This window comes from Micromonospora sp. CA-259024 (genome assembly GCF_050936255.1).
Classification (GTDB): domain Bacteria; phylum Actinomycetota; class Actinomycetes; order Mycobacteriales; family Micromonosporaceae; genus Micromonospora.
The window spans coordinates 4,075,694-4,100,664 of sequence record NZ_JBNJND010000001.1 but is presented as its reverse complement, the minus strand read 5'-3'; the positions used below and the strand labels follow the sequence as shown (position 1 = coordinate 4,100,664).

The 24,971-nt window shown below is 72.5% G+C and carries 23 protein-coding genes; 15 read left to right on the top strand and 8 right to left on the bottom strand.

Features of this window, described 5'->3' with window-relative positions; genetic code table 11:
* Window positions 1-95 precede the first annotated feature (95 nt).
* The 6 genes from ACQEUX_RS18130 to ACQEUX_RS18105 all read left to right on the top strand — a co-directional run bounded on the left by ACQEUX_RS18130 (window position 96) and on the right by ACQEUX_RS18105 (window position 8,960).
* The gene (locus ACQEUX_RS18130; RefSeq protein WP_433048863.1) at window positions 96-1,460 is read left to right on the top strand and encodes a glutamine synthetase family protein; all 1,365 of its coding nucleotides are present in this window, start codon (window positions 96-98) and stop codon (window positions 1,458-1,460) included.
* Between the two features lie 138 nt (window positions 1,461-1,598).
* A complete protein-coding gene (locus ACQEUX_RS18125; protein WP_433048860.1) occupies window positions 1,599-2,966 on the top strand; it encodes an aldehyde dehydrogenase family protein in 1,368 nt (455 codons plus the stop codon).
* 5 nt (window positions 2,967-2,971) lie between these two features.
* The gene (locus tag ACQEUX_RS18120; RefSeq protein WP_433048857.1) at window positions 2,972-3,739 is read left to right on the top strand and encodes a 3-oxoacyl-ACP reductase; all 768 of its coding nucleotides are present in this window, start codon (window positions 2,972-2,974) and stop codon (window positions 3,737-3,739) included.
* 44 nt (window positions 3,740-3,783) lie between these two features.
* The gene (locus ACQEUX_RS18115) at window positions 3,784-4,587 is read left to right on the top strand and encodes a gamma-glutamyl-gamma-aminobutyrate hydrolase family protein (RefSeq protein WP_433048854.1); all 804 of its coding nucleotides are present in this window, start codon (window positions 3,784-3,786) and stop codon (window positions 4,585-4,587) included.
* Entirely contained in the window at window positions 4,547-5,098 is a 552-nt protein-coding gene (locus tag ACQEUX_RS18110) for a pyridoxamine 5'-phosphate oxidase family protein (RefSeq protein WP_433048851.1), read from the top strand. The genes ACQEUX_RS18115 and ACQEUX_RS18110 overlap by 41 nt, the downstream gene beginning before the upstream one ends.
* A gap of 202 nt (window positions 5,099-5,300) precedes the next feature.
* A complete protein-coding gene (locus ACQEUX_RS18105; protein WP_433048848.1) occupies window positions 5,301-8,960 on the top strand; it encodes a SpoIIE family protein phosphatase in 3,660 nt (1,219 codons plus the stop codon).
* An 18-nt stretch (window positions 8,961-8,978) separates the two neighbouring features.
* Here ACQEUX_RS18105 and ACQEUX_RS18100 read toward each other — a convergent pair whose 3' ends face one another.
* Window positions 8,979-9,293: an STAS domain-containing protein gene (locus ACQEUX_RS18100; RefSeq protein ID WP_433048845.1), complete on the bottom strand. Its 315-nt coding sequence runs from the start codon at window positions 9,291-9,293 to the stop codon at window positions 8,979-8,981.
* 95 nt (window positions 9,294-9,388) lie between these two features.
* On the opposite strand from ACQEUX_RS18100, the gene map reads away from it, so the two are divergent.
* Together map and ACQEUX_RS18090 are read left to right on the top strand one after the other, a co-directional pair.
* Window positions 9,389-10,246, top strand: a complete 858-nt coding sequence (gene map, locus ACQEUX_RS18095; protein WP_433048842.1) for a type I methionyl aminopeptidase — start codon at window positions 9,389-9,391, stop codon at window positions 10,244-10,246.
* The gene (locus ACQEUX_RS18090; RefSeq protein ID WP_433048839.1) at window positions 10,243-10,956 is read left to right on the top strand and encodes a VIT1/CCC1 transporter family protein; all 714 of its coding nucleotides are present in this window, start codon (window positions 10,243-10,245) and stop codon (window positions 10,954-10,956) included. Before map ends, ACQEUX_RS18090 begins: the two co-directional genes overlap by 4 nt.
* A 6-nt stretch (window positions 10,957-10,962) precedes the next feature.
* On the opposite strand, the gene ACQEUX_RS18085 is transcribed toward ACQEUX_RS18090, so the two are convergent.
* From ACQEUX_RS18085 to ACQEUX_RS18055, 7 genes are all read right to left on the bottom strand, one after another.
* Entirely contained in the window at window positions 10,963-11,700 is a 738-nt protein-coding gene (locus ACQEUX_RS18085) for a nucleotidyltransferase domain-containing protein (RefSeq protein WP_433048836.1), read from the bottom strand.
* Window positions 11,701-11,792: 92 nt separating this feature from the next.
* The gene (locus tag ACQEUX_RS18080) at window positions 11,793-12,293 is read right to left on the bottom strand and encodes a nitroreductase family deazaflavin-dependent oxidoreductase (RefSeq protein ID WP_433048834.1); all 501 of its coding nucleotides are present in this window, start codon (window positions 12,291-12,293) and stop codon (window positions 11,793-11,795) included.
* Window positions 12,294-12,375: 82 nt separating this feature from the next.
* Complete coding sequence (locus ACQEUX_RS18075; RefSeq protein ID WP_433048831.1) at window positions 12,376-15,096, bottom strand: FtsX-like permease family protein; 2,721 nt, start codon at window positions 15,094-15,096, stop codon at window positions 12,376-12,378.
* A gap of 59 nt (window positions 15,097-15,155) precedes the next feature.
* Window positions 15,156-15,914, bottom strand: coding sequence for an ABC transporter ATP-binding protein (locus tag ACQEUX_RS18070; protein ID WP_433048828.1), 759 nt, complete (start codon window positions 15,912-15,914; stop codon window positions 15,156-15,158).
* Entirely contained in the window at window positions 15,887-16,489 is a 603-nt protein-coding gene (locus ACQEUX_RS18065) for a PadR family transcriptional regulator (RefSeq protein ID WP_433048825.1), read from the bottom strand. Before ACQEUX_RS18065 ends, ACQEUX_RS18070 begins: the two co-directional genes overlap by 28 nt.
* 52 nt (window positions 16,490-16,541) lie before the next feature.
* A complete protein-coding gene (locus ACQEUX_RS18060) occupies window positions 16,542-16,979 on the bottom strand; it encodes a ferritin-like domain-containing protein (protein WP_433048822.1) in 438 nt (145 codons plus the stop codon).
* Window positions 16,976-17,503: a hypothetical protein gene (locus tag ACQEUX_RS18055; protein WP_433048819.1), complete on the bottom strand. Its 528-nt coding sequence runs from the start codon at window positions 17,501-17,503 to the stop codon at window positions 16,976-16,978. Before ACQEUX_RS18055 ends, ACQEUX_RS18060 begins: the two co-directional genes overlap by 4 nt.
* A 155-nt stretch (window positions 17,504-17,658) precedes the next feature.
* On the opposite strand from ACQEUX_RS18055, the gene rimP reads away from it, so the two are divergent.
* The 7 genes from rimP (at window position 17,659) to ACQEUX_RS18020 (ending at window position 24,906) form a co-directional block, all read left to right on the top strand.
* On the top strand, window positions 17,659-18,348 hold the full coding sequence (gene rimP, locus ACQEUX_RS18050; RefSeq protein ID WP_433048816.1) for a ribosome maturation factor RimP: 690 nt from the start codon (window positions 17,659-17,661) through the stop codon (window positions 18,346-18,348).
* Window positions 18,345-19,388, top strand: a complete 1,044-nt coding sequence (gene nusA, locus ACQEUX_RS18045) for a transcription termination factor NusA (protein ID WP_433048813.1) — start codon at window positions 18,345-18,347, stop codon at window positions 19,386-19,388. The genes rimP and nusA overlap by 4 nt, the downstream gene beginning before the upstream one ends.
* Window positions 19,389-19,404: 16 nt before the next feature.
* Complete coding sequence (locus tag ACQEUX_RS18040) at window positions 19,405-19,737, top strand: YlxR family protein (RefSeq protein WP_089017217.1); 333 nt, start codon at window positions 19,405-19,407, stop codon at window positions 19,735-19,737.
* Between the two features lie 93 nt (window positions 19,738-19,830).
* The gene (gene infB, locus ACQEUX_RS18035; protein WP_433048808.1) at window positions 19,831-22,845 is read left to right on the top strand and encodes a translation initiation factor IF-2; all 3,015 of its coding nucleotides are present in this window, start codon (window positions 19,831-19,833) and stop codon (window positions 22,843-22,845) included.
* Between the two features lie 90 nt (window positions 22,846-22,935).
* The gene (locus ACQEUX_RS18030) at window positions 22,936-23,232 is read left to right on the top strand and encodes a DUF503 domain-containing protein (protein WP_141908266.1); all 297 of its coding nucleotides are present in this window, start codon (window positions 22,936-22,938) and stop codon (window positions 23,230-23,232) included.
* A gap of 127 nt (window positions 23,233-23,359) precedes the next feature.
* On the top strand, window positions 23,360-23,851 hold the full coding sequence (gene rbfA, locus ACQEUX_RS18025; protein ID WP_433048804.1) for a 30S ribosome-binding factor RbfA: 492 nt from the start codon (window positions 23,360-23,362) through the stop codon (window positions 23,849-23,851).
* Window positions 23,848-24,906: a DHH family phosphoesterase gene (locus ACQEUX_RS18020; protein ID WP_433048801.1), complete on the top strand. Its 1,059-nt coding sequence runs from the start codon at window positions 23,848-23,850 to the stop codon at window positions 24,904-24,906. Before rbfA ends, ACQEUX_RS18020 begins: the two co-directional genes overlap by 4 nt.
* Window positions 24,907-24,971 lie beyond the last annotated feature (65 nt).

Here is a 24,971-nt window from a genome sequence, read left to right as displayed (position 1 = left end):
CGTCATTGCCGTCCCGCCGGGTTTGCCGCCCGCACCGCCGGGGGCATTGACGGTGATCCGGTTTGCCAGTAGACCTTGGTGATGGAGGCCCGCGAATGAGGAAAGCTCCGCTCACGCTGGAACAACTGCGGGTCGCTGTCGCCGACGGTGAGATCGACACGGTGGTGCTGGCTCTCGTCGACATGCAGGGCCGCTTGCAGGGCAAACGGTTCCACGCGCCCTTCTTCCTCGACCAGGTGGTGGCCAACGGCAGCGAGGGCTGCAACTACCTGCTCGCCGTGGACGTCGACATGAACACCGTCGACGGGTACGCGATGTCGAGCTGGGAGCGCGGCTACGGCGACTTCGCGATGGTGCCGGATCTCCGCACGCTGCGCCGGGTGCCCTGGCAACCGGGCTCCGCGCTCCTGCTGGCCGACCTGGCCTGGCTCGACGGCTCGGGTGACGTGGTCGCCTCGCCCCGGCAGATCCTGCGCCGGCAACTGGACCGGCTGGCCGAGCACGGCCTGACCGCGTACGCCGGCACCGAGCTGGAGTTCGTGCTGTTCCGCGACTCGTACGAGGAGGCCTGGCGGCGCGGCTACCGCGACCTCACCCCGGCCAACCAGTACAACGTGGACTACTCGCTGCTCGGCACCGCCCGGGTGGAGCCGTTGCTGCGCCGGATCCGCACCGAGATGGCCGCCGCCGGGCTCACCCCGGAGAGCGCCAAGGGTGAGTGCAACCTCGGCCAGCACGAGATCGCCTTCCGCTACGACGAGGCGGTGGCCTGCGCCGACCACCATGTGATCTACAAGAACGGTGCCAAGGAGATCGCCGCCCAGGAGGGCATGGCGATCACCTTCATGGCCAAGCCGAACGCGCGTGAGGGCAACTCCTGTCACATCCACTTCTCGCTGCGGGACAGCAGTGGTGGCTCGGTGATGCTCGGCGACGGTCCGGCGCACCTGTCGCAGACCGGGCAGCGGGTGCTCGCCGGGCTGCTGGCCACCATGCGGGAGTTCAGCCTGCTCTTCGCGCCGAACATCAACTCCTACAAGCGCTACCAACCGGGGTCGTTCGCCCCGACGGCGCTGCGCTGGGGGGTCGACAACCGTACCTGCGCGCTGCGGGTGGTCGGGCACGGGCAGGGCATGCGGGTGGAGAACCGGGTGCCCGGCGCGGACGTCAACCCGTACCTGGCGATCGCCGGGCTGGTCGCCGGCGCGCTGCACGGCGTCGACCGCGAACTGGAGCTGGGCGAGGAGTGCACCGGCAACGCGTACGACGACCCGGAGGCCGATCGCGTCCCCGGCACGTTGCGCGATGCCCTGACCCTCTGGGAGTCCTCCACTGTGGCTCGGGATGCGTTTGGCTCCGAGGTGGTGGCCCACTACGCCAACCAGGCGAGGGTGGAACTGGCCGCCTTCGACGCGGCCGTGACGGACTGGGAGCTGACCCGTGGCTTCGAACGCCTCTAACCCCCACCCTCCCACCCTCACCCCCACCCTCACCCCCGCCCCCACCCTCGCCCCCGCGATCTTGCGCTTTGTGTCGCCGATCTGTGGTGAATCGTGGCTCTTGTCGGGACAGCAACTGCAAGATCGCGCGGAGGAAGGATGGGTGACGGCGTGACGGTTGTGGTGGATCCGGCTTCCGGGGTGGGGTTTCGAGAGGTCCCGGGGGCCTCGGTGGAGGAGGTCGACACGGCGATCGCGCGCGCCGCGACGGCTTTCGAGGCGTGGCGGGCCGTCGGGCCGGGGGATCGGGCGCGGCTCCTGCGGCGGTTCGCCGCTGTCGTCGACGCGCACGTGGAGGAGCTTGCCGCACTGGAGGTCCGCAACTCCGGGCACACCATCGGCAATGCCCGCTGGGAGGCCGGCAACGTCCGAGACGTCCTGGACTACTACGCCGGCGCGCCCGAGCGGCTGACCGGGCGGCAGATCCCGGTGCCCGGCGGGTTGGACGTCACCTTCCACGAGCCGCTCGGCGTGGTCGGCGTGATCGTGCCCTGGAACTTCCCGATGCCGATCGCCGCCTGGGGGTTCGTCCCGGCCCTCGCCGCCGGCAACACCGTGGTGCTCAAGCCCGCCGAGCTGACACCGCTCACCGCGCTGCGGCTGGCCGAGCTGGCCCGCGAGGCGGGCCTGCCCGAGGACGTGTTCATCGTCGTACCCGGTGCGGGCGCGGTGGTGGGGGAGCGGTTCGTCAGCCACCCGGCCGTACGCAAGATCTGCTTCACCGGCTCGACCGACGTCGGCACCCGGATCATGGCCGGCTGCGCCGCCCAGGTGAAGCGACTCACCCTGGAGCTGGGCGGCAAGAGCGCGAACATCGTGTTCGCCGACGCCGACCTGGAGCGCGCCGCCGCGACCGCGCCGGGCGCGGTCTTCGACAATGCCGGCCAGGACTGCTGCGCACGGTCGCGGATCCTGGTCCAACGTCCGGTGTACGACCGCTTCCTGGCACTCCTCGAACCAGCGGTACGGGCAGTTCGGGTGGAGGACCCGTCGCGGGACACCGCCGAGATGGGTCCCCTGATCTCCGCGGCTCAGCGGGACCGGGTCGCCGGCTACCTCGCCGGGGCGACTGTCGCCTTCACCGGCTCCTGCCCCGACGGCCCCGGGTTCTGGCACGCGCCCACCGTGCTGCTGGCCGACTCGCCCGCCGACCGGCACTGGCGGGAGGAGATCTTCGGCCCGGTGGTCTCGGTGCTGCCGTTCGACGACGAGGCCGACGCGGTCCGGCTCGCCAACGACACCGAGTACGGCCTCTCCGGCTCGATCTGGACGCGGGACGTGGGCCGCGCCCTCCGTATGGCCCGCGCTGTCGACTCGGGCAACCTCAGCGTCAACTCGCACTCCTCCGTGCGCTACTGGACCCCGTTCGGCGGGATGAAGCGCTCCGGGCTCGGCCGTGAGCTGGGCCCGGACGCGTTGCACTCCTTCACCGACGTCAAGAACGTGTTCATCGCGACAGAGGAGTGACGCCAGTGCAGGGTCGGTTGCAGGACCGGGTGGCCGTGGTCACCGGAGCGGGTAGCGGCATCGGGTTGGCCACCGTCCGGCGGTTCGCCGCCGAGGGGGCCCGGGTGGTCTGCGTGGACATCGACGCCGCGGCCGGCGAGAAGGCCGCCGAGGAGTGCGGCGGTGAGTTCGTGGCCACCGACGTGGCCGACGAGTCGGCGGTACGCGACCTCTTCGACGGGGTGGCGGACCGGCACGGCCGGGTGGACATCGCGTTCAACAACGCCGGCATCTCACCGCCCGACGACGACTCCATTCTGGACACGGGCCTCGACGCGTGGGAGCGGGTGCTGCGGGTCAACACCACGAGCGTCTACCTGTGCTGCAAGTACGCCATCCCGCACATGCGCCGCCAGGGCAAGGGCTCGATCATCAACACGGCCTCGTTCGTGGCGCTGATGGGCGCGGCGACGTCGCAGATCGCGTACACCGCCAGCAAGGGTGGTGTGCTGGCGATGACCCGGGAGCTGGGCGTGCAGTTCGCCCGCGAGGGCATCCGGGTCAACGCGCTGTGCCCCGGCCCGGTAGCCACCCCGTTGCTGCTGGAGCTGTTCGCCGCCGACCCGGAGCGGGCCGCCCGCCGGCTGGTGCACGTGCCGATGGGTCGCTTCGGCCAACCGGAGGAGATCGCCGCCGCGGTGGCGTTCCTGGCCAGCGACGACGCCTCGTTCATGACCGCCGCGCAGTTCGTGGTCGACGGCGGCATCACCGGCGCGTACGTCACCCCCCTGTGAGCGCGAGGAGTGAGCCGGTTTTGCGAGCCTCGCAGTCGCGAACGGTGCCGGCCCCGACCCGACCGCTGATCGGGATCAGCGCCTACGTCGAGCCCGTCGACTGGGCGGCTTGGCGGGGCGTGCGGGCCGTGCTGGTGCCCGAGGCGTACGTGCGGGCGGTGACGGCCGCTGGCGGTCGGGCGTTGGTGCTTCCGCCGGACGACGTCGACGGCGACGTGTTGGCCGTTCTCGACGGGCTGCTGCTGGCCGGTGGCGCTGATGTGGGCCCGGGGCGGTACGGGCAGCCGCCCGACCCGCGTACCGAGGACCGGCCGGATCGGGACGCCGGCGAGCTGACCCTGTTGGCCGCCGCGCTCGCCGCCGAGCTGCCGGTGCTGGGCGTGTGCCGGGGGATGCAGTTGCTCGCCGTCGCCTACGGCGGCACCCTGCACCAGCACCTGCCCGACGTGGTCGGTCATGAGGCGCACCGTCCGGCGCCCGGCGTCTACGGCAGCCACGCGGTGCGGTTCGCGCCGGGCAGCCTGGCCGCGACGGTGCTGGCCGGGGTGGATCGGGTCAACTCGTACCACCACCAGGCGATCGCCGAGCCGGGCCGGCTCGCGGTCACCGGTTGGGCGGAGGACGGCGTCGTCGAGGCGGTCGAGGACCCGGCTCTGCCGTTCGTGCTCGGCGTGCAGTGGCATCCGGAGAACGAGCCGGATCCCCGACCGATCACCGCGCTGGTCCGGGCCGCTGGCCAGCGCGTCGACGGGGGGTGTGACGCACGTCGCCCCCGCCCGTCGGTGTGGCCGGTGGGAGGATCGGCCCATGGGCAAGGTCTATCCGGAGATCGACGGTCGCCTGCGTGACTTCATCGCGGCGCAGCCGGTCTTCTTCGTGGCCACCGCGCCATCCGGCATCGAGGGGCACGTCAACGTCTCGCCGAAGGGCATGCGGGGCACGTTCGTGATCCTCGGCCCGCACCGGGTGGCCTACCTCGACTACCACGGCAGTGGGGCGGAGACCATCGCCCACCTGCGGGACAACGGCCGGATAACGCTGATGTTCTGCGCCTTCGACGGTCCGCCGAAGATCGTCCGGTTGCACGGCCGGGGCACCAGCGTCGCGGTGACCGAGGGAGCCTTCGCCGACCGCCTCGCGGAGTTTCCCGCACCGCCCGACGTGCACGCCGTCCGGGCCGTGATCACCGTCGAGGTGGAGCGGGTCAGCGACTCCTGCGGCTACGCGGTGCCGTTGATGGACTTCCGCGCCGAACGCGACCTGCTGCTCACCTCCCACTCCCGTCGTACCGCCGACGACCTGGTGGACTACCGCGCCACCAGGAACGCGGCGAGCATCGACGGGCTGCCCGTCTTCTGACTCGTCGCGGCGCTGCGGCAGCCGACGCTCGACGCGGCCGCACTGTCGACGCGGCCGCACTGTCCGGTGCCCGACGGCTGGTGCGGACACAACCAGCGCCCAACCGTGGTGATGCGTTACGTTGCTGATCCTCTTGGGTACAAGTCGAAGCACGGTGGGTGAAGATCAACGGTCGCGGGGCACGGCCGGGGTGGGAGGCTGTATGAGCTCGGCCCTGGGGGGTGCGGACGCCGGGCATCCCGTCGCGTCTGCCGGGGAGATCCCTCCGATGCTGGCGGCCGCGTTCGCGGCCGGCGGCGAGATGGGCGAGCGGCTGCGCGACTTCGACTGGTCCACCGGCCCGCTGGGCGAGCCCGGTCACTGGCCGTTGGCGCTCTCCAACGCGGTCGGCATGATGCTCGCCTCCAGCGCGCAGATCGTCATGTTCTGGGGCGATGAGCAGCTCGCCTTCTACAACGACGCCTACCGGCCGACCATCGGCGGCAAACACCCGGACGTGCTCGGCCAGCCAGCGCGCCAGCACTGGGTGGAGACCTGGGCGGTGCTCGGCCCGCTGCTCGACGGCGTCCGGCGCAGCGGGCGCGCCTACCGCGGCGAGGACCACCCGTTCCTGCTGGACCGGCACGGCTTTGTCGAGCAGACCTACTTCAACGTGTCATACGACCCGATCCGAGGTGACGACGGCTCGGTCAGTGGCGTCTACTGCATCGTCAACGAGACCACCGGCCGGGTGCTCGGCGAGCGCCGGCTGCGGGCGCTGGCCGAACTGGGTGCCGAGCTGACCGACATCGGCAGCGCCGCCCAACTCGGTCGGACCGCCGCCGGTGTGCTCGCCCAGCACCGGGAGGACGTGCCCTTCGCCCTGATCTACCTGGCCGACCAGAGCGGCCACCTCACCCTGGTCGGTTCCACCGGCGCCTCCCCGGCCACCGTCGGCATCACCCCGGAGCGGCTGGCGCGGGTGACCGCCGACGGTGTGCCCGCGACGGTCGACGTGGCCGGTCTGCTCGACCCGCCGCCGGTCGACGCCGCGGACCAGGCCTTCGTGCTCCCCCTCACGGCGACCAGCCAGACCGTCGGCGCGCTGGTCGTCGGCGTGGCCCGTCGGCTGCCGCTCAGCGACGACTACCGCGACTTCCTCGACCTGATCGCCGCCCAGCTCTCCCGCGCGGTCGGCACGCAGCGGGAGTACGAGCGGGAGCGGGCCCGAGCTGCCGAGCTGGCCGCGCTGGACCAGGCGAAGACCACCTTCTTCGCCAACGTCAGCCACGAGTTCCGTACCCCGCTGACCCTGGTGCTCGGCCCGCTGGAGGACATGCTGGCCGACCCGACACTGGCCGCCGCCGAAACCGACCGGCTCACCGTCATGCATCGCAACGCGCTGCGCCTGCTCAAGCTGGTCAACACCGTGCTGGACTTCTCCCGGCTGGAGTCCGGTCGGCTCGCCGCCTCCTACCAGGCCACCGACCTCGCCGGCTACACGGCCCGGCTGGCCAGCACCTTCCGTTCGGCCACCGACCGAGCCGGGTTGCGGTTGGTGGTGGACTGCCCACCACTGCCGGCACCGGTCTTCGTCGACCGGGACATGTGGGAGAAGATCGTCCTCAACCTGGTGTCGAACGCGGTCAAGTTCACCTTCGACGGGGAGATCCGGGTGCGGGTCCGGGCCGTGGACGGCGTGGCCCGCCTGGACGTGACGGACACCGGCATCGGCATCGTGCCGGACGAGCTGCCGCACGTCTTCGAGCGGTTCCACCGGGTGCCCGGGGTGCGTGCGCGGACCCACGAGGGCACCGGCATCGGCCTGGCGCTGGTCCGGGAGCTGGTCGAGATGCACGGTGGCGAGGTCGGGCTGACCAGTCAGGTCGACGAGGGCAGCACCTTCACGGTGACCGTCCCGTTCGGATCTGCGCACCTCCCCGAGGACCGGGTGGCGGTGTACGGCCCCCTGCCCACGGGCGAGCCCGAGCAGGCCCGGTTGTACGTGGCGGAGACCGCGTTGTGGACCGGCACCGGCCCGGCGCCCGAGTTCGACAGCCGGCCGACCGAGGGCACCCCGGCCGGGCGCATCCTGGTCGTCGACGACAACATCGACCTGCGCGAGCACGTCACCCGGCTGCTCTCCCCGACCTGGGAGGTGGTCACCGCGCGCGACGGGCTGGCGGCCCTGCCACTGGCCCGCGAGGGCGGGTTCGATCTGGTGCTCAGCGACGTGATGATGCCCCGGCTGGACGGGTTCGGCCTGGTGAGCGCGTTGCGCGCGGATCCGCGTACCCGGCATGTGCCGATCGTGCTGCTCTCCGCCCGCGCTGGCTCCGCGGAGGCCGTCGCCGGCCTCTCCGCCGGTGCCGACGACTACCTCACCAAGCCGTTCGCCAGCCAGGAGCTGATCGCCCGGGTCCGCGCCAACGTCGAGCTGGGCCAACTCCGTGGGCAGATCATCCGTCGGCTCCGGGCGCTGGCCGACGCGGCGGTGGCCGTGAACACCGCGCGGTCCACCGGTGACGTGCTCGACATCGCCGCCCGGCACGCGCTCAGCCTCGCGGAGGCGGCCCGGGTGGTGATCACCGCGACCGGGGCCCGGTCCGAGGCGGACACCGGCGGCGCCACCGCCGCCGACCCGTCCTTCGTGGCAGCCCTGACGGGCACCACCGGCGAACCGCTCGGCGAGTTGCGGGTCTGGCGGCCGGCAGGCGACGACGCGCAGGCAGACCAGGCCGCGTTGACCCAGCTGGCCCGGCTGGTCGGGGTTCGCCTGGAGAACGCCCAGCTCTACGAAGCCGAACACCGCATCGCCACCACGTTGCAGCACAGCCTGCTGCCCCGGTCGCTGCCTCAACTGCCCGGGGCGGTGGTCGCCAGCCGGTACCTGCCGGGCAGCGCGGACGTCGAGGTGGGCGGTGACTGGTACGACGCGATCGCCATCGCGGACGACGAACTGGTGCTGGTCATCGGCGACGTGGTCGGCAAGGGCGTCCAAGCCGCCGCGGCGATGGGGCAGCTGCGCAACGCGTTGCGGGCATACCTGCTGGAGGGCTACGACCCGGGTGAGTCGCTGACCCGGCTCAACCGACTGGTCGGGTCCACCGAGCGCCGATCCTTCGCGACGGTGCTCTGTCTGCTGTTCAACCCGCGCACCGGCCGTCTCCGGTACGCGAGCGCCGGTCACCCGTCCCCGCTGCTGATCAGAGGAGGCGACGTGACGTTCCTGCACGGCCGTGCGCTCGGCCCACCGGTCGGCGCCATCCCCGACACGACGTACGAGGCGGTCGAGGGGGAGTTGGCGCCCGGCAGCCGACTGCTGCTCTACACCGACGGGCTGATCGAGGACCGTCAACTCGACATCGACGCCGGGCTGGCCCAGCTGTGCGTCGACGCGGCGACCCCCGCCGAACACGTGGCGGACCTGATCGACACGGTGGTCGAGCGGGTCGCCGGCCGGCCCCGCCGCGACGACGTGGCGCTCCTCGCCCTGGAGGCGGCGGAGCTGAACCGTTTCGCCCTGCGGCTACCGGCGGACCCCACCCGGCTGAGCGTGCTGCGCAAGCGCCTGGAGGATTTCCTGGTCGCGCACGAGGTCGGTGAGACGGACCTGTTCGACCTGACCGTCGCGGTCTCCGAGGCCGCCGCGAACGCCATCGAGCATCCGGTCCACCCCGCCGAGGCGGTGATCAGCGTGGAGGTGGCCATCGACGGTCGGACGGTGACCGCCACGGTCCGCGACAGCGGGCAGTGGCGCGAGTCGACCGGCTCCGGGTTCCGTGGGCGCGGGCTGGCCCTGATCAAGGCGCTGGGTGACCTGTCGGTGCGGCGTACCGATGAGGGCACCGAGGTGACGCTGCGCCGGCACCTGCGGGGCTGACCGCGCGCCCGGCGTCCGTCAGGCCGGCCTGAGCCAGCTCTGCCCGCCCAGGCCGGAGATCTCCAGCACGCGGCGGACCTGCCGCGACGGCACCACGGTGAGCGAGCCCGGACACTGCTGGGCGAGCCGGACCAGTGCGTGGATGGCAGCCGAGTCGAAGAACGTGACCCGGCTCAAATCGAGGGTGATCTGCCCGGCGGGCTCGCGCAGCGCGGTGTGGAGCATGGTGTCGGCCGTCGCCATGTCGACCTCACCGGCCACCACCACATGGAGGTGATCACCGTCGATCTCCGCGCTGGCGGAGAAGACGGGCGGTGCTGCCCCTTGATCCACCCAGACACCATGGCACAGCCGACCTGACGGGGCAACAACCGCTCCGGAGCGGCCGTGGCGCGGGTCACCAGCGGCTCCGGCGATAGGCTTGTGGCATGACCGTCCGCCCGCCGCTGACACCAGGCACGCTCTCCCCGACGCGACCGGTGCCCAGCCAGATCGCCCGACCGGAGTACGTGGGCAAGAAGCGTCCGCAGGAGTGGCGCGGCTCGCACGTGCAGACGCCGGAGACCATCGAGAAGATGCGGATCGCCAGCCGGCTCGCCGCCCAGGCGACCCAGCTCGCCGGCGAGCACTGCAAGCCCGGCGTGACCACCGACGAGATCGACAAGGTGGTGCACGAGTTCCTCTGCGACCACGGCGCGTACCCGTCGACGCTGGGCTACAAGGGCTTCCCGAAGTCCTGCTGCACCAGCCTCAACGAGGTCGTCTGCCACGGCATCCCGGACTCCACCGTCCTGCAGGACGGCGACATCATCAACGTCGACGTGACCGCGTACATCGGTGGGGTGCACGGTGACACCGATGCCACCTTCTGCGTCGGGGAGGTCAGCGAGGAGGCCCGGCTGCTGGTCGAGCGGACCCACGAGGCGATGATGCGCGGCATCAGGGCGGTCAAGCCCGGCCGCCAGATCAACGTGATCGGCCGGGTCATCGAGTCGTACGCCAAGCGGTTCGGCTACGGCGTCGTCCGCGACTTCACCGGCCACGGCATCGGCGAGTCCTTCCACAGCGGGCTCTACGTGCCGCACTACGACAGCCCGCGCCCCACCGACATCATGGAGCCGGGGATGACGTTCACCATCGAGCCCATGATCACGCTTGGTACCTACCAGTACGACATGTGGGACGACGGGTGGACCGTGGTCACCAAGGACCGGAAGTGGACGGCCCAGTTCGAGCACACCATCGTGGTGACCGACGACGGCCACGAGATCCTGACCTTGCCGTGACCGACACCCCGGCGGCGCTGCGCGAGGCGCACCACGCGGACGTCTCCGGCGGCTGGCTGCGCCCGGCCGTCTTCGGTGCGATGGACGGTCTGGTCACCAACATCGCCCTGATCGCCGGTGTCGGCGGTGGCGGGGTGTCGCCCCGCAGCATCGTGCTGACCGGTTCCGCCGGCCTGGTGGCCGGTGCGATCTCGATGGGGCTCGGCGAGTACACCAGCGTGCGCTCCGCGAACGAGCAGGTCGCCGCCGAGGTGGCCAAGGAGCGACGCGAACTGGAGCGGCACCCCGAGGCGGAGGCCCGGGAGTTGGCCGACGCGTGGGTGGCCCGAGGCCTTCCCCGGGACCTCGCCACGCAGGTCGCGGAGGCGGTGCGGCGCGACCCGGAGGAGGCGCTGCGGGTGCACGTCCGCGAGGAGCTGGGCGTCGACCCCGACGACCAGCCCAGCCCGTGGGCCGCGGCGATCTCGTCGTTCCTGTTCTTCTCGGTGGGCGCGTTGGTTCCGCTGCTGACGTACCTGTTCGGCGCCACCGAGCTGTGGCTGGCACTCGCTGTCGGCGGGCTCGGGCTGTTCGCCGCCGGCGCGGTGGTCGCCCGCTTCACCAACCGGCCCTGGTGGACCAGCGGGCTGCGCCAGCTGCTGCTCGGCGCCGCAGCCGCCGGCGCCACCTACCTGATCGGTTCGCTGATCGGCGTCCAGGGCGGGCTGTGACGCCGGTCAGGCGGTGAGAAGCTCGTCGATCGTGCCGTCGACCGCACGACCCCGGGCGGCAAGCTCCTCGGCCTGCCGGGCCAGCACCACACCCACCTCGGTCATGTCCGCGCCGGCCAACCCGGTACGGCGTACCGCGTCCCCCGGGTCCCGGAAGTAGGTGCGGCTCAGCAGACCGGTCACCGTGGCCGCCGCCAGCCGCGCCTCACCGAGCATCAGCAGCGCCTGGTCGGTCTCGTACCACTCGGCGAGCCGGGCGGCCCGGGAGTGCGCCGCGCTTCCCCGGTACCACGCCTGCCGGGCCGCGGAGCCGAACTCCGCCGGCCGGGCCCGGGCCAGCCGGCCGAGATGCTCGTCGCGCAGCGTCCGCAGCCAGCCCGTCGGATCGTGCAGTGGCTGCGTGGTGACGAACCGGTCGGCGGTCAGCGGCCAGAGCGGGGAGAGCACCCGGGCCTGAGCGAGGTAGTCCTCGGCGGCGGCGACGGTCAGATCGACCAGCACCCCGTCCACGCGCCGGGTCGCTGGTGGCGGGCCGGTGCCGGGCCGGTACGTAACCACCAGCATGCCCGCCTCGCGGTCCCCACCGCCGTCGTCGTCGCCGTGCGCCAGAGGCCCGTGCACCGCGACCGCGAGCACCTCGGCCGGGAAACGCCGTCGAACCGCCCCGGCGACCCGCTCCGCGACCGTCCACCGTCGATCGTCGACGCCCCGGTCAACGCCGGCCTGCTCACTCCTCGCGCTCACGGGACCGCCTTTGTTCGCGACTGCGGGGCTCGCAACCCCGGCTCACTCCTCGCGCTCACGGGACCGCCTCCGCCTCGTTACCGAGCGTCAGCCTAGCCAGCCGGCGGCGGACCGGCCGGCGCGCCGCGCCCGGTCGGCACCAGTCGGAAGATGCGGATCTCCCGGCCCCCGGCCCGCTGCACGTACGTGCGGTACGCGGGCCACTCGGTGACCAGCAACTGCCACAGCCGGTCCCGGTCGGCGCCGGTGGCCGGCTCGGCCCGCACCGGGACCCGCCGACCCTTCACGTACACCTCCGCGGTTGGATCGGCGAGCAGGTTCATCGCCCAACCGGGGTGGTGGGTCTGTCCCCAGTTGGAGCCGATCACCACGTAGGCGTCGCCGTCGGGCACGTAGAGCAGCGGGTTGCTGCGTGGCTTGCCGGAGCGGCGGCCGGTCGTCGTGATCACCAGGGACGGGATCAGGCCGAGCGCGACCACCCGACCCCGGGTGAGCCGACCGACCACCCGGTCGGCGGGGACCAGCAGACGTGCGGCGGCGCCGAACCAGCGGTGATGACCGACCCGGCGCGTGAGGCTTCCCAGCACTGACACGCGGATCAGTCTGCCGGCTGCCGTGCCCCGGCGGCACCCCCGCACGCGCCCGGGTTACCAACCGGCCGGCCACGCCGTGGAGTCAGTCCAGTCGCCGTTCGATCGGCAGCCGGGCACGGGTGAACAGCCCAGCCCCGAGCATCGCCACCACCGGGACCAGCACCAGCACCCCGAGTGCGGGCCACGGCACCAGAAACGGGTACGGAGCGGGAATCGGCCAGGCGGTGGCGTACTGCCGGTTGGCCGAGAACAGCACGATCGCGGCGGTGCCCAGTCCGGCCACGATGCCGAGCACCGAACCGAGACCGGCGATGACCCCGGCCTGGCAGATCGCCAGCAGCCGGCGTACCGCCGGTGCCGCGCCGACGGCCGCCAGGGTGGTCAGCTCCGCGCGCCCCTCGGCGGCGGCGAGCGCGGTGGCGATCCCGGCCGCCCCCACCGTGATCAGCCCTGCCGCCGCCGCGAGCAGCAGAAGCAGCGGTGAGACGTCGCGCGGGGCGCCGCCGTACTCCACGGACAGGGAGACCGTCCCGAAAGGCCGCAGGGCGGCCGTGAATCCGTTCTGCTGGGCCTCGTCGGGAGGCGTGGTGGTGCCGATCACCCAACCCTCCGGGGACCAGCTCAGGCCTAGTTGCCGGGCCGCGGCCGTGGACAGCAGCAAGCGGGACTGGCCGACCGCCTCGGGCAGCGCGTAGCCGGGAAGGTCGTGGTCGGCGGTCGGCCGGTCCGGCCCGGTGCCCACCTGACTCACCCGTACGGTCACCAGGCCGTCGTGCAGGTAACGCGGGTCGGTCACCACCACGCCGCCTGCGCGCAGCACCGCCGTGGCGGCGGCGGCCGTCGCCGGAGCCGCGTCGGTGAGCAGTGGCAGTGCGGTCCCGTCGTCCACACCCGGCACCACGTAGTCGCCGAAGTAGTCCACCTCGTGGATCAGGCAACGCGAGTCGGCCCGGGCCTGCCGGCGGTGCGCCTCGGAGAGGCTGTCCCCGGGCTGCCAGGGGCAGGTCTGCTCCGGTGGGAGCACCGGCGCGACGTCGCAGTAACCGGTGCCCGCCGGCGAGCAGCCCACCGCCTGTACCGGTGCGACCTCGCCGGCACCCAGCTGTTCCCGGGCCGCGGCGGTGACCTGGGCCAGCGTGGGCTGCCGGACCGACTCGTTCGGGCTGACCAGCACGTGCCCGGTCGGCAGCGTCGGCCGGTAGGTGCCCGCGTCGCGCGCGCCGTCGCTGGCGAGGTAACCGCCGAGCGCGACGCTGCTGGCGACGGCGGCCATCACGGCGCAGATGGCCGGCGCGGCGGCGGCCCGGTTGCGGCTGGCGTCGCGCAGCGCGATCCGCGGCGCCAGCGGCAACAGCCGGCCGAGGCGGGCGAGTGCCCCGATCAGTGTCGGCGTGCAGCACACCAGGCCCAGTTCACCCAGGATCAGGCCGGTGAGGATCACCGCCGGCGAGGTGCGGGTGGCTCCGAACGCCGCCAGCCCGGCCCCACCGGCCACCAGCGCCAGCCCGAAGGCCAACCACCGGGCCTGGGACGGGGGTGGGGTGCGTCGGCCGGCGAGCCCGGCACTGACGTCCTGCCGGGCGGCGGTCCAGGCCGGTGCCAGCGCGGCGAGCACCCCGGCCAGCACCGCGACCCCACCGAGCAGCAGCAGCGCGGTCGGCCAGCAGCGGTACCCGCCGAAGCGCGCGCCGAAGACGTACTGCTCCACCAGCGGACGACCGGCGAACGCCGCGCCGACGCCGACGAGCAGACCGGCGGCGGCGCCCAGCACACCCAGCACCACCCCGTCGGCCAGCACGACCCGGCGAAGCTGAGCGGCGTCCCCGCCGGCTACCGCGACCAGTGCCAGGTCCCGCCGCCGCCGACGGACGCCGACCGCGAAGGCCGGCCCGACCAGCAGTACGACCTCCAGCAGCCCGAGACCGGCGATCAGCACGCCGGTGCTCAGGTCGTCGGCGTCGTTCGGCCCGATCGACCCGAGCCACATCCGGTTCGGCTGGGATGCCGAGCCGGCCGGATGACGCGGGGTGACCACCACCCCCCGTTCGTTGAGCCGGGACACCAGTGCGGCATCGATGGTGCCGGGCACGTCCGCGAGCCAGACGCTCTCCGGCTCGAAACCGGTCGGTGGCACGGCCCCCGGGTGCAGCGCCACCACCGCGCCGAGATCGTCGGGAAACTCGACCACCCCGACCACGGTGTACGCCCTGCTCCCGTCGGCGACGGCCACCGCGTGGCCGAGGCGCAGTTCCAGGCGGCGTAGCGCAGCCGGGCTCACCGCGACCTCGCCAGGCTGCTGCGGTGCCCGGCCGGCCCGGAACCGCACCAGCCCTCGGGCCAGGGGGTCGGAGAGATCCAGCACCTGCGCGTCCACGTCCTCGTCCCGGTGCGGGCCCCGCAGCGTCAGCGGGATCTGTCCGCGTACCTCGGTGACCCGGCTGCCCGGCCCGAGGAGTGCGGTCACCTGATCGGCGGTGGCATGGCTCGTGGTGCGCTGCTCGCCCTCGCGCACGTACCAGCTCTCACCCCACTCGTCCTGCCCCACCGGGGTGTCGGCGATCCAGCGCAGTTCCGCGTCGGCAACGCCGAGCCGGCGGTCGACGCGTTCCTGCGGGGTCAGCTCGGCCATGTCGTAGCTCGCCGCCAGGAAGGCCAGAACCGCCACCGGCAGGGCGATCATCGCGAGCACCAGGGCGGTCCGTCGTCGGGCCCGGCGTGACTCCCGCCGGGCGATCCGCAGCGCCGCCCGCCAGGAGCCGGTCAGCTCGGCGAACCGCCGCCGACCGATGGGCGTCGATGACACGACCGGTCCCGCCGCCGGGGCGTCGACCCGGCCGGGCGTCCGCACCGTACGGCGGCTGGTCACCGGTCGCTGCCGGACAGCAGTTGATCGACGCTGCTCAGCGGGGCCGTCGTGTCGACCAGCACGCCGTCGCGGAGGAACACCACCCGGTCGGCCCAGCCGGCGTGCCGCGCCTCATGGGTGACCAGCACCCCGGCGGCGCCCGCGTCGATCCGGCGGCGCAGCAGGTGCAGCACCGCCTCACCGGTCTGCGAATCCAGTGCCCCGGTGGGCTCGTCGGCGAGCACCAGCCGCCGCTCGCCCACCAGAGCGCGGGCGATGGCCACCCGCTGCTGCTGACCGCCGGAGAGCTGGTCCGGGAAGCGGTCGCCCAGTGCGGGCAGGCCCACCTCGGTGAGCGCGGCCAGGGCCGCCGCGCGCGCCCGACGTCCGCTGACGCCGTCGAGTTCCAGCGGGAGCGCCACGTTCTCCAGCGCGCTCAGACTGCCCAACAGGTTGAGCTGCTGAAAGATGTAGCCGATCCGCCGGCGGCGCAGCTGGGCCAGGCCACGACGATCCAGCGCCCCCAGTGGTTGCCCCTCGACCCGGACCTCGCCGCCGGTAGGGCGGTCCAGCCCACCGGCGAGGGACAGCAACGTCGACTTGCCGGAGCCGGACGGACCCATCACGGCCACCAGTTCCCCGGGCCGAACGACCAGGCTGACGCCGCGCAGCGCGTGCACCGCCGCCGGTCCGGCCCCGTGGGTGCGGTGGACGGCGCGTAGCTCCAGCACCGCGTCGTCCGACCCACTCACCGTCGCGCCTCCTCGCCGGTCCATCCCGCAGCGTCACGCGCGTCGACGTCACCCGGTCGGGAAACGGGGGGTGCCGGGCCGCTGGGCTGGTGCCGAACCAGGCTGGTCTCACAGTGGTCCAGCCAACGCACCTCCGCCTCGGCCTGGAACACCATTGAGTCCAGTACGAGGCGCCAGGGGAGGTCCTCCGGTCGGTTGCTGCCGTACTTCAACCGGGTCAGCTCCTGCAGGGCCCGCATCGTGGCGCTGCGCTGGGCCTGCACCACCGAGCGGACGTCCACCCCGGGGGTGGTCAGCGCCAGCGCCAGCTTGATCGCCAGCTCGTCGCGGGGCCGGTCGGTACGGCTGACCGGGGTGGCGAACCACAGGGCCAGGTCCGCCCGGCCGGCGTCGGTGATCTCGTACGGGCGCTGCCCGGCCTCGCTCTCCGGCAGCGGGCGCACCAGACCGTCCCGTTCCAGCCGGGACAGCGTGGTGTAGACCTGCCCGATGTTCAGCGGCCAGGTCGAGCCGGTCGACTCCTCGAACGCGGCGCGCAGCTGGTAGCCGTACATCTGGCCGCGTTCGAGCAGGGCGAGCAACCCGTGACGGATGGACATGGCAACGGAGTATGCATACCTGGTATGCGCACCGCAACCGGAGCAGACCGGTTCAGGTCGGTCGACCGGGAAACGGGACAGTCAGGGGGGTCAGTCCGGCCGTCTTCCGCCACCGGGTGGCTCGTACGGCGTACTCGACCAGGGCGGCCAGCGCCTGGTCCCGGTCGGCTCCGGTGGTGGACGCCAGAGCGGCCCGCCAGTGCGCGGCCGTGCGCTCCTCCACCTCAGCGGCGAGCCGCAGGGCGCTTGCCCGGTCGGTGACCGGGAACGGTAGCGCGTACCCGGCGCGGTCCGGCGGCACGACGCCGCCGGCGGTGGTGAGCTGCACCACCAGCGTGTCGCGCCGGCGTCGGTGGGCGGCCTCCGCCTGCTGTGCCGCGTCCCGTGCCGCCCCGGTGAGCCGGACGCCGATCCGACCGTAGGCGTAGATGGCCGCGTACTCGGCGGAGAGGACGGAGGCGAGCGCCTCCCCGGCGGACGGTTGCCTCACTTCAGTGCCTCCTGGTGGGTGGCCCGGGCGGCGGCGATCGACCCGAGCAGTGGAGCGCGTTCCGCGGGCGCTGCGGCGCAGGCGGTGACGGCGGACTGCTGGGCGGTCTTCTCGAGCCGCCTCAGGGCGGCGAGCGCGCCGGCCGGGTCGGCCGCCGACGCGGTGGTCGGGGTGGCGGCCGTCGCCGACGGCAGGGGGATGCCGATCACCCGGGCCAGCTCGGTGGCGTGCGCGGTGTGCGCCTCGGCGATCGGATCGAGGCGGTCGGCCAGCTCGGGGTGCGCGGTCGCGCTCGTCCGGTATGCGGCGGCCAGCGCGAGGGACTCGTCCACCATCGACCGCAGTGGGTCCGGCGGTGGCTCTGGCTGATCGTCACGGTCGAAAAGATCACAGCCGGTCAGCGGCGCCGTGGCACCGCCAAGCGCCAGCAGAGCCCCGACGCGCAGGAGCTTTCGCCTGGAATGTCCGGATGCTTGGTCGCGCTGTGTCGTTCTGCCGATCCCCACCGGCCAAGTCAACACCATCCGCGCCGGTCCGGGGGGCACCGGCGTCGGTGCGCCGCCCGGCCCGTCGCCGGGCAGGCGCGTTACGCTCTGCGCAGCCACCGGCGCGTCCGCTCCGGTGGCGTGCCGGCATGGCGGGACGACCCGGTCACCGTCGACCAGGAAAGGGTGCGGAGATGACGCAGCGTGGCCGTGCCACCAGGTCTACGGGTCGACCCCGCGATGGCGTGGGTCCCCGCGGCGGTGACCTGGCCGCGCGGCGTGCCCGGTTGCGGGCCGTGATCGAGCCCGTGGTCAACGACGCGGGTTACGACCTGGAGGACCTGACGGTGTCGCGGGCCGGTCGCCGGCACGTGGTGCGGGTGATGGTCGACGCCGACGGCGGGATCGACCTGGACGCCGTCGCGGACGTCTCCCGCGCGGTCTCGGCCGCGCTGGACGCCGCGGAGGAGACCGGTGGCGACATCGTCGCCGGGGAGTACCAGCTGGAGGTCAGCTCGCCGGGCGTGGACCGGCCACTCACCCTTCCCCGCCACTGGCGGCGCAACGTGGGCCGGCTGGTCAAGGTCACCGTCCGGGGCGCGGCCGCGCTGCCCGGCCAGCGTGGCGAGCAGCCCGCCGGTGACCGCCAGCTGACCGGCCGGGTGGTCGCGGCCGATGACGAGGGCGTGCAGCTGGAGACCGGGGACGACCGCGTCTCCTGGGCGTACGCCCAGTTGGGCCCGGGCCGCGTGCAGGTCGAGTTCACCCGGCTCGCCGAGCTGGGTGAGCCGGACGACGAGATCGACGACGCGGACGATTCAGACGAGATCGACGATTCAGACGACTTCGACGACGACGATGATGTGGAGGACGAGGAGAGGTGAACATCGACCTCGCGGCGCTGCGCGCACTCGAGCGCGAGCGGGAGATCCCGTTCGACACGATTCTCGCGGCGATCGAGACCGCGTTGCTGACCGCCTACCGGCACACCGACGGTGCCGAACCGCACGCCCGGGTGGAGATCGACCGCAAGTCGGGCGCCGCACTGGTGTACGCGCAGGAAATGGACGAGGACGGCAGTCTCGTACGGGAGTGGGACGACACCCCGCACGACTTCGGCCGGATCGCCGCCATGACCGCCAAGCAGGTGATCCTCCAGCGACTGCGGGAGGCCACCGACGAGGTGCACTTCGGCGAGTACGTGGGCCGCGAGGGTGACCTGGTCACCGGCGTGGTGCAGGCGCACGAGACCCGGATTGAGAAGGGCATCGTCAGCGTCGACCTGGGCAAGCTGGAGGGCGTGCTGCCGCAGTCCGAGCAGGTGCCCGGCGAGCGGTACGCGCACGGCGAGCGGATCCGCTGCGTCGTGGTGCACGTGGCCAAGGGCATGCGGGGGCCGCAGATCACCCTGTCCCGGTCGCACCCGGCACTGGTCAAGAAGCTGTTCGCACTGGAGGTGCCGGAGATCGCCGACGGCACGGTGGAGATCGGCGCGATCGCCCGTGAGGCAGGTCACCGTACGAAGATCGCCGTACGCTCCACCACCCCGGGCGTGAACGCCAAGGGCGCCTGCATCGGCCCGATGGGTCAGCGGGTGCGTGCCGTGATGAGCGAGCTGCACGGCGAGAAGATCGACATCATCGACTGGTCGGACGACCCGGCGACCTTCGTCGGTAACGCGTTGTCGCCGGCCAAGGCACTGCGGGTCGAGGTCGTCGACCTGGCCGGCCGAGCCGCCCGGGTGACTGTTCCCGACTTCCAGCTCTCGCTCGCGATCGGCCGGGAGGGGCAGAATGCCCGACTCGCGGCTCGATTGACCGGTTGGCGGATCGACATTCGGTCCGATGCGGAGCAGACCGCCCCGGCCGCGCGTGGGGCAGCTGATCACGTGCGGGAACCGGGCGGCGCGATCTCGGGCAGCTAGGGGTAGACTTCCTCCAGTGGTACGACGCGCGCAGCCGGAGCGCACCTGTGTGGGTTGCCGGCAACGTGCGCCGGCCAGCGAATTGCTGCGGATCGTCGCGGTCAGGGACGAGGCTGGTTACAGCCTCCGGCCTGATCCGCTCCGCAGGCTGCCGGGTCGGGGAGCGAACATGCACCCGGATCCGGCCTGCTTCGCGCTGGCGGTGCGGCGCCGCGCCTTCGGGCGTGCGCTGCGCATCACCGAGGTCCTTGACCACGGTGTGCTGGCGGAGCACGTCGATGCGCCAACCACTACGTCCGGTCAGCCCGACCGGGCGAGGGTCGCTAGCAGGGTAGGACGACCGACATGAGCACACGATGAAGTCCCTGAAATGACCAGGCTTCAAGTGCACGAGTGAGGTCGCTGCGGGTGCTGCCCGCACGACCTCGGAGTGAGGAGTGCAGTGGCAGGCAAGGCCCGCGTACACGAGCTTGCAAAAGAGCTCGGGGTCGAGAGTAAGACCGTTCTCGCCAAGCTGAAGGAAATGGGCGAGTTCGTGAAGTCCGCGTCCAGCACCGTCGAGGCGCCCGTCGCCCGGCGGCTGCGTAACGCATTCGTCGCGTCCGCCGGTGCTCCGGCACCGGCCGCCCCGTCGGCGCCCGCGTCGACGCCGGCTTCAACCCCGTCCCCGACGCCGTCCCCGACCCCGGGCGCGCCCCGGGTTTCGGCCAAGCCGATGCCGCCTCGGCGTCCGGCCGCGCCGGCACCCGGTCCGAAGCCGAAGGGTCCGGTGCCCGGTGCGCCGCAGCCGGCGGCCCCGGTCGCCAAGCCGGCGAGTGCCCACGACATCGAGGTGGCGGCCGCGGAGGCGCGTGCCGCCGCGCTGAAGGCTGAGCAGGAGGCCGCGGTCAAGGCCGCGCAGGCCGCCCGCCAGCAGCAGCGGGAGACCGTCCGCCGGGAGCCTCCGGCCGACGGCAACCGTCCCGGCCCTCGGCCGGGTCCCGCGGCGATGCCGCCCCGTCCCGGTTCGCCGGCAGCTCGTCCGAGCACGCCGGCTCCCGGTCCGGGTGCCCGGCCGGGCGGTCGCCCGCCGGCGCGCGGTGCCGGTAACAACCCGTTCGGCATCCAGGGTGGCCAGCAGCAGCGGCCCCCGGCCGCCGGTGCGGGTGGTCCTCGGCCGAGCAGCCCGGCGGGTATGCCGCCGCGGCCGAGCCCGAACTCCATGCCGCCGCGGCCCAGCCCGGCGTCCATGCCGAGCCAGCGTCCGGCTGCCGGTCGTCCCGGCCCCGGTGGCGCTGGTCGCCCCGGTGGCGGCGCAGGTCGTCCCGGTGGTGGCGGCGGCGGTGGCTTCCGTGGCGGTCCCGGCGGTGGCGCCGGTGGCGGTGGCGGTTACCGCGGCGGCCCTGGTGGCGGCGCGGGTGCCGGCGGTGGCGGTGGCTACCGTGGCGGTCCCGGCGGCGGTGCGGGTGCTCCCGGTGGCGGTTTCCGTCCGGGTGCTCCGGCCGGTGGCGGCGGTCGTCCGGGTGCGGGCGGTCGTGGCCGTGGCGGCGGTGCCGCGGGTGCCTTCGGGCGTCCGGGTGGCCGGCCGACACGCGGTCGCAAGTCCAAGAAGCAGCGCAGACAGGAGTTCGACAACCTGTCGGCTCCGACCATGAGCTCGGGTGCTCCCCGGGGTCAGGGTCAGGTCGTCCGGCTCTCCCGTGGCGCCTCGCTGTCGGACTTCGCCGACAAGATCAACGCCAACCCGGGTTCGCTGGTCCAGGAGATGTTCAACCTGGGCGAGATGGTCACCGCGACCCAGTCCTGCTCTGACGACACCCTGCAGCTGCTGGGTGAGCACCTGGGCTTCGACATCCAGATCGTCAGCCCGGAGGACGAGGACCGCGAGCTGCTCGCGCAGTTCAACATCGACCTCGACGCGGAGGTGGCCGAGGAGCGTCTGGTCAGCCGTGCGCCGGTGGTGACCGTCATGGGTCACGTCGACCACGGTAAGACCAAGCTGCTCGACGCGATCCGTAAGGCGAACGTCGTCGCCGGTGAGGCGGGTGGCATCACCCAGCACATCGGTGCCTACCAGGTGCACGTTCCGCACGATGGTGTGGACCGCGCGGTGACGTTCATCGACACCCCGGGTCACGAGGCGTTCACCGCCATGCGTGCCCGTGGTGCCCAGGTGACGGACATCGTGATCCTGGTGGTCGCGGCCGACGACGGCGTGATGCCGCAGACCATCGAGGCGTTGAACCACGCCAAGGCGGCCGACGTGCCGATCGTGGTCGCGGTCAACAAGGTCGACAAGCCCGAGGCCAACCCGGACAAGGTTCGCCAGCAGCTGACCGAGTACGGCCTGGTCGCCGAGGAGTACGGCGGCGAGACCATGTTCGTCAACGTGGCCGCCAAGCCGGGCATCGGCATCGAGGAGTTGCTCGAGGCTGTCCTGCTGACCGCCGACGCGTCGCTGGAGCTGACCGCTCCGATCGACGGGCCGGCGCAGGGTGTGGCCATCGAGGCGCACCTGGACAAGGGCCGCGGTGCGGTGGCGACGGTGCTGGTCCAGAAGGGCACCCTGCGGGCGGGCGACTCGATCGTCGCCGGTGGGGCGCACGGCCGGGTCCGCGCCATGCTCGACGAGAACGGCAACCAGGTCTCCGAGGCCGGTCCGGCGCGTCCGGTCATGGTCCTGGGTCTGACCGCGCCGCCCGGCGCGGGTGACACGTTCCTCGCGGCGGCGGACGACCGCACGGTGCGTCAGATCGCTGAGCAGCGGCAGGCGCGGCGGCGGGCGGCAGCATTCGCCAACTCCCGTGGCCGGGCGACTCTTGAGACGCTCATGGAGCAGCTCAAGGAGGGTGAGAAGACGTCGCTCAACCTCATCCTCAAGGGCGATGTCTCCGGTTCGGTGGAGGCCCTGGAGGACGCGCTGTTCAACCTCGACATCCCCGAGGAGGTCCAGCTCAAGGTCCTCGACCGGGGCGTCGGCGCGATCACCGAGAGCAACGTCATGCTCGCGAGCGCCTCGTCCGAGCCGGTCACGATCATCGGCTTCAACGTGCGGGCCTCGAACAAGGTCCGTGAGATGGCCGACCGCGAGGGCGTGGAGATCCGGTACTACACCGTCATCTACCAGGCCATCGAGGAGATCGAGGCAGCGCTCAAGGGCCTGCTCAAGCCGGAGTACGAGGAGGTCGAGCTGGGCAGCGCGGAGATCCGCGACGTCTTCCGCTCGTCCAAGATCGGCAACATCTCCGGTTGTATCGTCCGGTCGGGCATCATCCGGCGCAACGCGAAGGCTCGCCTGCTTCGGGACGGGACGGTCGTGGCGGACAACCTCACGATCACCTCGTTGAAGCGGTTCAAGGACGACGCCACGGAGGTCCGCGAGGGCTTCGAGTGTGGTCTGACCCTGGGCGGCTACAACAACGTCCAGGTCGGCGACGTCATCGAGACCTTCGAGATGCGCGAGAAGGTTCGCGGCTGATCCGGCAGTGACACCCTGATCAAGGGGTTTACGCCAGTTGGCGTAAACCCCTTGATCATGCGGGGCGGGTTGGCGGTATCGTCCGGGGCGATGTTCACCGGAACCGCGGTCTTCGACCTGCTGCTGCCTGGCGACTCCCGGTCGCTCAAGGCCAAGAGATCATACGTACGGCCGATCGTGGCGGCGCTGCGCCGTTTCGAGGTGTCGGCCGCCGAGGTGGGTGCGCTCGACCTGCACGGTCGAGCGCAGATAGCGGTGGCGGTGGTGGCCGCCGAGACGACGCACGTCCGTGAGGTGCTCGACTCCTGTGAGCGCCTGGTGGCCGGCCGTCCCGAGGTTGAGTTGCTGTCGGTCCGGCGCCGGCTGTACGGCGTGGACGACGACTGACCACGGTGCTGGGCGTGCCGGGTGACCGGCGCGGCCGCGAAGGTAATGTTCGAGATGTTGGCCGGTCGGGCCGGCGGCCTCCGGGTCGCCGGGTCGACCGGGAGCAGGACGCCGTGGAGGTGGCGAGATGTCTGATCCGGCCAAGGTACGCCGGCACGCGGAACGGGTGCGTGAGCTGGTCGCGTCGGTGGTGCGGAGCCAGATCAAGGACCCGCGGCTCGGGATGATCACCATCACCGACGCCCGGATCACCGCTGACCTGCGCGACGCGACGGTCTTCTACACGGTGCTCGGCGACGCGGTGGCCCAGGCGGACACCGCGGCGGCGCTGGAGAGCGCCAAGGGCCTGCTGCGCAGCACTGTCGGCAAAGCGCTCGGGTTGCGGCACTCGCCGACCCTCACGTTCGTCCTCGACGACGTGCAGGACCAGGTCAAGCACATCGACGACCTGCTCGCCGCCGCCCGCAACGCCGACGCCGAGGTGCAGCGGATCGCCGCCCAGGCGAAGTACGCGGGCGAAGCGCAGCCGTACCGGGTGGATGACGAGACGGACGAGGCCGACGAGGTCGATGAGGCCACCGACGCCAAGGAGACTCCGCGGGGTGGGGAAACGCGGTGACCAGCACCGCCAGCGCCCCGCTCGCCGCACCGGCCCGGCCCGGCCCCGCCGAGGCGGACTGGGCTGCGGCTGAGGCGCTGGTGCGGGCCCTTCCGCCGACCGGTCGGGTGCTGCTGATCTGCCACGTCAACCCGGACGGCGACGCGCTGGGCAGCATGCTCGGCTTCGCTCTGGGTCTGCGGCAGCTCGGCGTACGCGAGGTGCAGGCGACCTTTCCCGGGCCGCCGGAGGTGCCCGAGCCGTTCCGTGGTCTGCCCGGGCTGGACCTGCTGGTCCCGGCGAACGCCGCGGACCCGGCTCCTGACCTGGTGATCTGCTTTGACGCGGCGAGTGAGTCGCGCCTCGGCGAGCTGGCCGGGCGGTTGTCGTCCGCGGGTGCGGCGCTGGTGCTGGACCACCACGCCTCCAACCCCGGCTTCGGCACGGTCAACCTCGTCGACCCGGGTGCCGCTGCGACGTCGGTGGTGGCCGAGCAACTGCTGGCCCGGCTCGGGGTCGCGCTCGGTCCGGCCATCGCCGAATGCTTCTACGTTGCGCTGACCACGGACACCGGCTCCTTCCGGTTCGAGGCGACCACCCCCGCGGTGCATCAGATGGCCGCCCGGTTGCTGGCGACCGGCATCTCGCCCGGCGACATCTCCCGGCGGGTCTTCGACACGCGGCCCTTCGGCGCGGTCCGCCTCTTCGGTGAGGTGCTCGGCCGGGCCCGGCTGGAGCCGACCGCCGCTGGCGGCCGAGGGTTGGTCTGGACCTTCGCCACCCTGGACGACCTGGCCCGGCACGACCAGCGGCCGTACGTGCTCGAGGCGCTGATCGACTCGGTGCGCTGCACCGCCGAGGCGGATGTGAGCTGCGTGTTGAAGCAGACCACGCCCGGCGAGTGGGCCGTGTCGATGCGCAGCAAGGGCGCGGTGGACGTCAGCCGGGTCGCGGTCGCGCTGGGCGGCGGTGGTCACAGGTTCGCGGCCGGGTTCACCGGTCGGGGCACCGTCGAGCAGGTGGTCGACTCGATCCGGGGCCAGTTGGACGGGGCGTTGATCCGCCCCGCCGGTTGACGCTGACGTTCACCGCCATCGATCGGTCGGTGCCGAAGATCAGGGTCAGCTCCGGGGAGTGTCGG

Excerpts from the sequence above, each read along its gene's own strand:
- ACQEUX_RS18125 (WP_433048860.1), top strand. The coding sequence starts at position 1,599 with ATGGGTGACGGCGTGACGGTTGTGGTGGATCCGGCTTCCGGGGTGGGG.
- rbfA (WP_433048804.1), top strand. The coding sequence starts at position 23,360 with ATGTCTGATCCGGCCAAGGTACGCCGGCACGCGGAACGGGTGCGTGAG.
- ACQEUX_RS18055 (WP_433048819.1), bottom strand. The coding sequence starts at position 17,503 with ATGGTGTTGACTTGGCCGGTGGGGATCGGCAGAACGACACAGCGCGAC.
- ACQEUX_RS18110 (WP_433048851.1), top strand. The coding sequence starts at position 4,547 with ATGGGCAAGGTCTATCCGGAGATCGACGGTCGCCTGCGTGACTTCATC.
- ACQEUX_RS18130 (WP_433048863.1), top strand. The coding sequence starts at position 96 with ATGAGGAAAGCTCCGCTCACGCTGGAACAACTGCGGGTCGCTGTCGCC.
- ACQEUX_RS18105 (WP_433048848.1), top strand. The coding sequence starts at position 5,301 with ATGAGCTCGGCCCTGGGGGGTGCGGACGCCGGGCATCCCGTCGCGTCT.
- ACQEUX_RS18065 (WP_433048825.1), bottom strand. The coding sequence starts at position 16,489 with ATGTCCATCCGTCACGGGTTGCTCGCCCTGCTCGAACGCGGCCAGATG.
- ACQEUX_RS18030 (WP_141908266.1), top strand. The coding sequence starts at position 22,936 with ATGTTCACCGGAACCGCGGTCTTCGACCTGCTGCTGCCTGGCGACTCC.
- map (WP_433048842.1), top strand. The coding sequence starts at position 9,389 with ATGACCGTCCGCCCGCCGCTGACACCAGGCACGCTCTCCCCGACGCGA.
- ACQEUX_RS18070 (WP_433048828.1), bottom strand. The coding sequence starts at position 15,914 with ATGGACCGGCGAGGAGGCGCGACGGTGAGTGGGTCGGACGACGCGGTG.
- rimP (WP_433048816.1), top strand. The coding sequence starts at position 17,659 with ATGACGCAGCGTGGCCGTGCCACCAGGTCTACGGGTCGACCCCGCGAT.